Genomic DNA, 6000 nt, shown 5'->3' on the forward strand with positions numbered 1-6000 from the left:
CTCGGTCGCGGACACAGTTCGACCCTGACCTTAATCGCGCTCTAATTTTGCGCCGCCGGACGCGATGGTGGGTTGGCGACCTGGGGCGTCAGTGCGAGCGGCGGACGGGGTTTTGGTTTCGCAGCGCCCGGCGGCGGCTTGACGTCGATCGGCGGCGGCAATGGCGCGAGCTGCGGTTGGCTCGCGACTGACGCGGGCGGATTGGCGGCTGGCGCGCTGGCCGGAGGCTGCGCCAGCGGCGGCCGCGGTGCGGTCGTTTTCGGCTTTTGTGCTCCCTTGCGCGGATCGCGGCCCGGGATCGGCACATCAGTTGCTGTCGGCGGGATCGTCGCGCTTGCATCGGGAGCTTCCGCCGGCTCCTGCGGCGGGATCAGCGGCGGCGTCGGCTGGAACGTTGGAGGCGGCTCGCCGCGCTCAATCGCATCCAATCGCCTGGTCTCGCGGTCGATCGCGCGCACCGCGAGCCACGACGATAACGCCGCGACATCGACGCTGCGGGTGAGCCCGTCGGGCGTGCCCACCGCGAGCAACTGGATTTCCGGCCGGCTCGCCGCGGTGATCGCGGTCGGCACCAGCACGGCGCGGATGTCGGCTTGATCGGCCGGAATGTCGTAGCCGCCGGAGATCGTGGCGTTGACGCCATTGGCCGCCAGCGTGCTGGCGCCAACGCGGATCCGCCCGTCGCGAATGTTGAACGGAAGCTGGGCTGAGGCGACCGACAGCACGCCGTTTGCGAGCGCCTGCTCGACGATCTGCTTCAGCCTAGCGTCATCCGAAACCTGCCCGTTCTCGCTGGCGCGGATCGCAACGTCGAAGGCGCGCGGATCGAGCCCGGCAATGCGCGCACTTTCAAGCGTGACCGTGCCGCTGCCGGACAGCGCGCCAGCCAGCGCCGACGCGCTGCGGCCCTGGCTCATCAATGTCATCTGCAAGGAGGCGCGCCCCTTGGGCATGTTGAGATTTCGGTAGCGCAACGCCGTTCCGTCAACGCCGCTAAGCTGCACGCTCGCATTGACGGTGATGCCATTCGCACTCGGCCTTGCATCGATGGCGGCGCTGAGATCGCCGCCGCCGATCTTGCCCTTGAGGGCCTCAAAGGTCAGCGCCTGGCCATCGCTCTTGATCGTGCCGCTCACCGGCTGCACTTCGCTGCCGCCCGGCAGCTCGCCGCGCAACGCCTGGAAGACGATGTTGCCGCGCCAGCCCTTGATGATGCCCCCGCCGAGCGGCTCGGTCGAATCATGTCCGCCGGCACCGATCGCAAACGCAAACACCGGTGCAAGCGCGACCTGGTCGAGCCCGATCTCACCCTCGATGTTCTTCTCCTCCCCCATGGCGAGCGCAACCCGGCCACGCAGTCGCGAGCCGCCGATGATGCTGTCGAGATCGTCGAACGAGAGCTTGTTGCCGGCGAGTGAGACGCGCGACGACAGGCGGACGCCGTTCACCGGGGTGTCCGACGGCTTGAGATCGAGCAGCGGACTGATGTCGGCGCTCCTGACCCGCAGGTTGATGCTGGCTTTCTTCGCCTCGTCCCATGGCTCGGCCGCGCCTTCGGCGTCCGCATCAAGCCCCGCGCCCCAGATCCTCGCCTTCAGCCGCAACGGCGCGCGCCAGGCGCCGTTGATCGAGCCTTCGAATTGCGCGGGGCCGTCGCCGATGGCGATGACTCGATCGAGGTTGAGCAGCGCGAGCATTGCACGCCCCTGCCCCGCTGAAAATCTGGCGTCGACGCCGAGATCGCTGCGGCTGAGGGCATCGAGATCGGTGCTGCGGATCGCTGCGACCTGCGGCTTCGCTGTCACCGTAGCGGTGCCCTTGAGCTGCACCGCGTCGAGCTCCAACGCGGCGCGAAGGCTGCCGCGATCGGCCTGTCCCTTGTCGAGATCAAGCGCGAGCTTCAGCCGCGCCGGACCGGGGATCGCAGCCAGCTTGTTGAAGCGCGATGCGGCTGACGGTGCGAACGATGAGACCAGACCAGTCAACTGGCTGAACGAGGCCGCGTTTGCGTCGAGCGCGAGCTTTCCGGTCGCGTTGATGCGATCGAAATTGCCGGTGCCCTCGATCGTCACGCTGTCCGGCTGCCCAATCTTAAGTCGCTCGAGCGAGACCATCTTCGGTCCAAAGGCAAGCTTGGCCTGCAGCGGACGCAGCTCCTGCCCAGCCGACATCGCGCGAGCGATGTCAAGCGAGAGCTGCGCTTCCTCCGGCCATTCGGCCTGCGGTCCCGCCAGCGAGCGTATGACCGCGGTGGCCGCATCGAGATCCAGCCGGTCGGCCTTCACGGTGGCCTCGACCTTCGCGCCACGATTGCCGGTGGGATATGACACCGCGACACGTCCGGTGATCGCACCGCCGTCGATCTCGGCCTTCATGGCATCGACCGCAAAGCCGGTTGCGGCGAGCGTGACGTCGCCACGCAGCTTGAGCGGTTTTTGATTGCGAGACGGCGGATCGCTACGGCCCTGCAGCCACACCATCAGCGCATCGGGATCGGACGACTCGACATTGAGCGCCGCCTTGAAGCTGTCCGACTGGGCGCTTTGCGGGCCAGCACCGCTGAGCGAGACGCGCGTGGCGCCCGGTGCGCGGAAGTCGAGCCGCCGCACTGTCCAGCCCTTGTCGTCGCCGTGAAGCTCGGCGGCGATATCCTGCAAGGGCCGCCCGCCGAGCATGATCTGCTCGGACGAGAATTCGATCTGGGACGGCAGCGCGACGTGGGGAACGCCCGACAGCAGAGCGCGCAGCGCCGGCAGCGCATGAATCGGCTCAGCATTGTTGTCCTTCGCGGCAAAGCGGTCGACATCGAGTTGCCGCGCCGAGAGTGAGGCGCGCAGCAGCGGCGAAGCGCCGAAATGGATGCCGCCTGCGCCCGCGAGCTTCAGCGCGCGCTCGTCATTGCCATAGCTGACCTCGATCTGGTCGAGCCGCGCCGCCGAATAATCCGCTTTGATCCGGGCTCCGACACGCCAGGGCGTCGCCGCGGCCGCGTCCTTCTTTGATGCGGGCGGCGAGGCCAGCGCCAGCACGCCTTCGAAGCGCGGCGCGCGGGCCTCGAAGGTGAGTATGCCGTCGAGATCGGCCGCGAGCGGGCGCTGGCCGGGGTCGATGTTGACATGCACGCGGGTGCCATTGCCGTCGGCGCTCTGGCCGGAGGAGATCCGGAACGGATAGCGGGAGCCGTCGAACGTGAAATCGCCGTCGCCGCGGATCGCGCCGGCAAGCGACCGGACATCGCCGCTGAACGCGATGTCGCTCAATTCCAGCGTGCTGCGGCTCGCGGCGTCATGCAGGGCGATGCGGCCGGTGAGGTTGACGCGATCGATCGCCAGCGAGGCGAAGTCGAACGTGCCCTGCGAGGCCGGCCAGTCGATCCGTCCCTTCTGGTCCAGACCGAGATCCACCGACATGCCATTGACGGTGAGCTGCGTGGCGCGCCATTCGCCGCGCATCAGCGAACCCAGGCTGAATTCGACGTCGAGCTTGTCGGCCCGGATCTTGCCGCGATCATTGCCGCCGCCGACCACGGCCGAACGCAGCCGAAGCTGCGGCGCCGGCAGTAGCCGCGCGTCAAGCTCGCCGCCGATGCGCACGGGCGCGCCGATGATTCGCGTCGCCTCTGCCTCGAATTGCGGACGGAACTGGTTCCAGTCAATGAAGTACGGTCCGACCAGCGCGGCGATCAGCGCAAGAATGAACGCGATTGCCAGGCCGAGCAGCGTCGTCTGCACGGTGTCTCCCTTTGAGCCCCGCCCCGCGGCGCACGTGGCCAATACAGCGCCGGAGCAGCCCAGTATATAGAGAGAAGTATGGCGAAGTCACAGCGGTATCGCGCTGCACCCGCTGGCGAGGGTCGAGAAGGTTACCAGCTCGCCGGCAGGCGCCGTAGCCCCCGCAGCACGAAGGTCGGCCGCCACTGTGGATTTTCCGCGTCATCCAGCCGCAGCTCCGGCAGGCGGCGGAGCAGCGTCGAGATCGCGATCTCGGCCTCGATCCGCGCCAATTGGGCGCCGAGACAGAAATGGATGCCGCCGCCGAAGGACAGCGGTTTCACGTTGGGCCTGGTGATATCGAGCCGTTCCGGGCGGTCGGGATAGACAGCCGGATCGTGGTTGGCCGAGCCCAGCAGGCACAGCACGGCCTCGCCCTTGGGTATGCGCTTGCCGCAGAGATCGATGTCCTCCAGAGCCGCGCGCCCGGTCATTTGCACGGAGGAATCATAGCGCAGGAATTCCTCGATCGCGTTGGTGATCAGGCCGGGATTGGCCTTGAGCAGCGCGAGCTGATCGGGATTGCGGTGCAGCGCCAAGAGGCCGTTGCCGATCAGGTTGACGGTCGTCTCGTGCCCGGCCCCGAACAGAAGGATGATGTTGGCGGTCAGCTCTTCGTTGCTGAGCTTGTGGCCATCCTCCTCCGCCTGCACGAGCTGCGTCGTCAGGTCGTCGCCGGGCTGCTTCCGCCGCAGCTCGAAGAGCTGCTGGAAATACATCTCCGACATCTTGGTCCTGGCGTTGCCCTGCTTGATCTCCTCAGGCGACAACGGCACCGGTTCGAGGATGCGCCCGCTGTCGCGCGCGCCGGTATAAAACGTTTCGCGATGCTCCTCGGGGATTCCGAGCATGTCGCAGATCACCGTCACCGGCAGGCGGAACGCAAAGTCCTCGATCAGGTCCATCCTGCCCTGCGGGATGACACGATCGAGCGTCTGATCGACGATCTCCTGAATCCGCGGCCGCATGTCCTCGACCCGGCGCGCCGTGAATGCCTTCACCACAAGGCCGCGCAGACGGGTGTGATCGGGCGGATCCTGCTGCAGCATCATCTGGCTCATGCTGCGGAAGACCGGGTCCTCCATGGCCTTTGGCCCGTAGCGGCGTATGGCGCGGCCGGCATAGTCCTTGCCAAAGTGCTTGTCGCGCAAGACGAAGCTCACCTCCGCCTGACGGCTCGCGACGAAAGCGCCGAACGGCGTGACGTGCATCGGGTCCTCGGTGCGCAGCCGCTCGTAATGTGGATAGGGATTGCGGATGAATTCCGGCGCCAGGGGATTGAACAGCGGATCGCTGTTCGCCGGCCGAGCTTGCTCGTTCATGGTGACCTCAATCGGTTGCCGCGTTGCGACGATTTCACATTGAACGCTACCGGCCGCCGCTTCGTGCGGAGCCAAGCGTTTCCCCCTGAAACTCGATACACTCTTGTATCGAGTTGCATTGTGGCCTAAACAGGGCCGATGTCAAGAGTCAGGACCAGACCGACCAGGGACGATACCTGCGAAAAGCTGTTCGAGGCGGCGGCGCGCGTGTTCGAGGAACAGGGGATCGGCGGCGCCAGCATCGAGGCGATCGCGGCCGCCGCCGGTTTCACGCGCGGGGCGTTCTATTCGAACTTCAAGAGCAAGGAAGAACTCATCATCGCGATGCTCGAGGACCATGTCGAGCAATCGATCCGGCGCAACCTCGACCTGCTTGCTCAACACACCAACCTCGCCGACTTCATCGACGCGCTGAAGCACATGGACCGCACCAGGCAGGATCCGCTCGGCCGCTCGCCGCTTCTGCACATGGAGATGATCCTGTTCGTCGCACGCGCGGAGAAGCGCCGGCCCGAACTTGCAAAGCGCCTGCGCGCCCGGCGCAAGCTGGTCACCGACATCATCGAGACCGCGCGGAAGGATAGCGGCAGGAACGGCCGGCTGGATGCGGCGTGGACCGCCGCAATCGTGCTGGCGCTCGAGGACGGCTTTCGCCTGCACCGCCTGATCGATCCGGAGACCACGCCCGCCGACAGCTTCCTGCGCGCGATCGGCGATCTGCAGCGCACGATCGGGAGCGCCGACCGCGCCGTAGCTGTAGCCCGGCTGGAGCGCTAGGTCGTGTGGACTCTTGGGATTCTCAAATCAGATTGAACGTGATTCAAGGCTTTGTTTTAGGAGGAAGCCTTGGGTGTCATGGATCGGCTGGTTCTGAGCGATGTGCAATGGGATCGAATATCCGGCTTGAT

The 6000-nt window shown here is 66.3% G+C and carries 3 protein-coding genes; 1 reads left to right on the forward strand and 2 read right to left on the reverse strand.

Annotated features, from left to right (window positions below; translation table 11 throughout):
• Window positions 1–41: 41 nt before the first annotated feature.
• Both AC5ZGW_RS32750 and AC5ZGW_RS32755 read right to left on the reverse strand, forming a co-directional pair.
• Window positions 42–3731, reverse strand: coding sequence for an AsmA family protein (locus AC5ZGW_RS32750; protein ID WP_496114024.1), 3690 nt, complete (start codon window positions 3729–3731; stop codon window positions 42–44).
• A gap of 131 nt (window positions 3732–3862) precedes the next feature.
• Window positions 3863–5092: a cytochrome P450 gene (locus tag AC5ZGW_RS32755; protein WP_130231677.1), complete on the reverse strand. Its 1230-nt coding sequence runs from the start codon at window positions 5090–5092 to the stop codon at window positions 3863–3865.
• Between the two features lie 138 nt (window positions 5093–5230).
• Here AC5ZGW_RS32755 and AC5ZGW_RS32760 point away from each other — a divergent pair, with 138 nt between their 5' ends.
• A complete protein-coding gene (locus tag AC5ZGW_RS32760; protein ID WP_130231679.1) occupies window positions 5231–5869 on the forward strand; it encodes a TetR/AcrR family transcriptional regulator in 639 nt (212 codons plus the stop codon).
• Window positions 5870–6000: the final 131 nt, after the last annotated feature.

This window comes from Bradyrhizobium sp. Crot121, assembly GCF_059512385.1.

Bases quoted from the DNA above. Each gene is read 5' to 3' on its own strand.
- AC5ZGW_RS32755 (WP_130231677.1), bottom strand. From the start codon at position 5,092: ATGAACGAGCAAGCTCGGCCGGCGAACAGCGATCCGCTGTTCAATCCC.
- AC5ZGW_RS32760 (WP_130231679.1), top strand. From the start codon at position 5,231: ATGTCAAGAGTCAGGACCAGACCGACCAGGGACGATACCTGCGAAAAG.